The sequence below is a fragment of the Streptomyces misionensis genome (assembly GCF_007896895.1).
Lineage (GTDB): Bacteria > Actinomycetota > Actinomycetes > Streptomycetales > Streptomycetaceae > Streptomyces > Streptomyces misionensis_A.
This window is the reverse complement of the sequence record NZ_VOGW01000149.1, coordinates 6,927-8,787: the sequence shown is the minus strand read 5'-3', so window position 1 is coordinate 8,787 and position 1,861 is coordinate 6,927. Positions and strand designations below refer to the sequence as shown.

Genomic DNA, 1,861 nt, shown 5'->3' with positions numbered 1-1,861 from the left:
GTACCTCGGTGACACTCGGAAGGCAGAACGGCGGACGGAACGGGAGGCGGGCCGGGCTAGGGTCTTTCGTCTGGATCAGGCCGGATCAGGGAGCGGGGTCTGGTGCGTGCAGATGCAAGGCGGAGGAGGAAGTCGATGCGGAGCATCGGCGACTGACGACAACGCGGCAGATGCGCGTGCCGGACCCCGCGAGCCCGGCATGATCCAAACGAGAGGCCCTAGTTGCCGAAGGCCATGATCAGCTTCTCCTTCGCCTGGTCGCTGCCGTTCAGCCGGCCGGCCGAGATGACGAACCGCCCGCCGGCCCAGTCCACGACCCCGTCGTAGAAGGTGTCCTCGATCTGCGCGGTGCCCCGCGGGTTCTGGAGCAGCTTCGTGGTGGTGTGCGAGGCGCCGGTGGTCGGGATCGACACGACCTGGCCGCCCGCGTCGTACGACGGCCGCACATACGCGATGAGCTTGCCGCCCTCGGTCCTCATCGGGGACATCGGCTCGTCGGCGGGGGACTTGGCCCGCCACTTCGCCTTGCCGTCGGCGAGGCTGATCGCCACGATCTCGTTGGCGCTCGCGGTCGTGCTCGTGGGCAGGTAGAGCGTGTCGGCGTCGGCCGCGACACCCCGGCAGCCCTGGAGGTCACGGGCGAGGATGGCCCAGCCGCAGGTGGGGGCGAACTTCTCGTCCACCTTGACCTCGGAGCGGAACCTGCCGTCCTTGGTGAAGGTGGAGATGTTCCAGGTCTTCTTGCTCTCGTTGGTCAGGTAGACGACCAGCGGGTCCATCGAGTAGACCCGGCTGACCTGCCAGCCCTTCTTGACCGGCTGGGTCCACTTCACCTTGCCGGTGGCCGGGACGAGTTCCTGGATCTCGTCGTGCTCGGTGCCGGTGCCGGCGCCGCAGGACGCCACCTGGACCAGCCGGCCGGAACCGCCCGCGAAGGCGGTCGGGAAGCAGGAGTTCCCGTAGCGCTTCTTGTCGTACAGCTTCTTGCCGCTGTCGATGTCGTACGCCGTGCCCGACTGCGAGCGGCCGACCATCAACGTGCCGCCGCTGACGCTGAGTTCGATGTTGAGCGCGCTGTCGAAGAGCCCGCCGTCGGTGACCTGGCCGCTCCAGCCCTTCCTGCCGGTGCGCAGGTCGAGCTGCTGGAGCCGGTTGCACTTGGCGTTGTCGCCGGGGCCGCTCATGTACGCCACGACGACCTTGTCGTCCGCCGACTTCTGCGGGGTGACCGAGCAGATCTTCTGCGGCAGGCCGACGGGGCCCCACGGGGAGCCGCCGTTGCCCGCGTCGTAGGCGAAGACCTGCTTGTACGCCGCCTTCACCACGGTGTTCCCGGCGATCCACATGCCGGGTGCGTCGGCGCCCCCGCCCGGGGCGTCCGGCGCCGGCTTGTACCAGAGCACCCTGGCCTCGCCGGGCGCGCGGCCCTCGTTGAGGTTCTCCGGGTCGTCCCCGCCCGTGGCGGAGGAGGACGGCGACGGATCTCCGGACGCGGCCGGTGCGGCGCCGCCGCTGTGCCCGGCCACGGGCTTCTTGTCGCCGTCGCCGCCGCTGGTGAGGGCGTAGACGGTGCCGCCCATGACGGCCAGGGCGGCCACCGCGGCGCCGACGATCAGCGCCGTCCTCTTCCTGCCCGCGCCGGCGCCCGGCCCCGGGAAGGGCGCGCCGGGCGCGGTGCCGGGCGCGCCCGGGTACGGCGGCTGCTGCGGATGGCCGTAGCCGGGCTGGGGCTGCTGCGCGTAGGGGCCCGGCTGCGGGGGCTGCTGCGGGTGGCCGTAAGGGCCGGGAGCCGTGGGGGCCAGAGCTTGGTCTGCGCGGGGGTGAGCCGGCCCGACTTGACCGCGAGCGAGTACAGCATGGC

At 71.5% G+C, this 1,861-nt stretch carries 1 protein-coding gene; it reads right to left on the bottom strand.

The annotated features are described in order from the left end of the window. Window positions 1-218: 218 nt before the first annotated feature. A partial coding sequence (locus FRZ03_RS25275) for an outer membrane protein assembly factor BamB family protein (protein ID WP_146467443.1) occupies window positions 219-1,861 on the bottom strand: 1,643 nt, incomplete at its 5' end.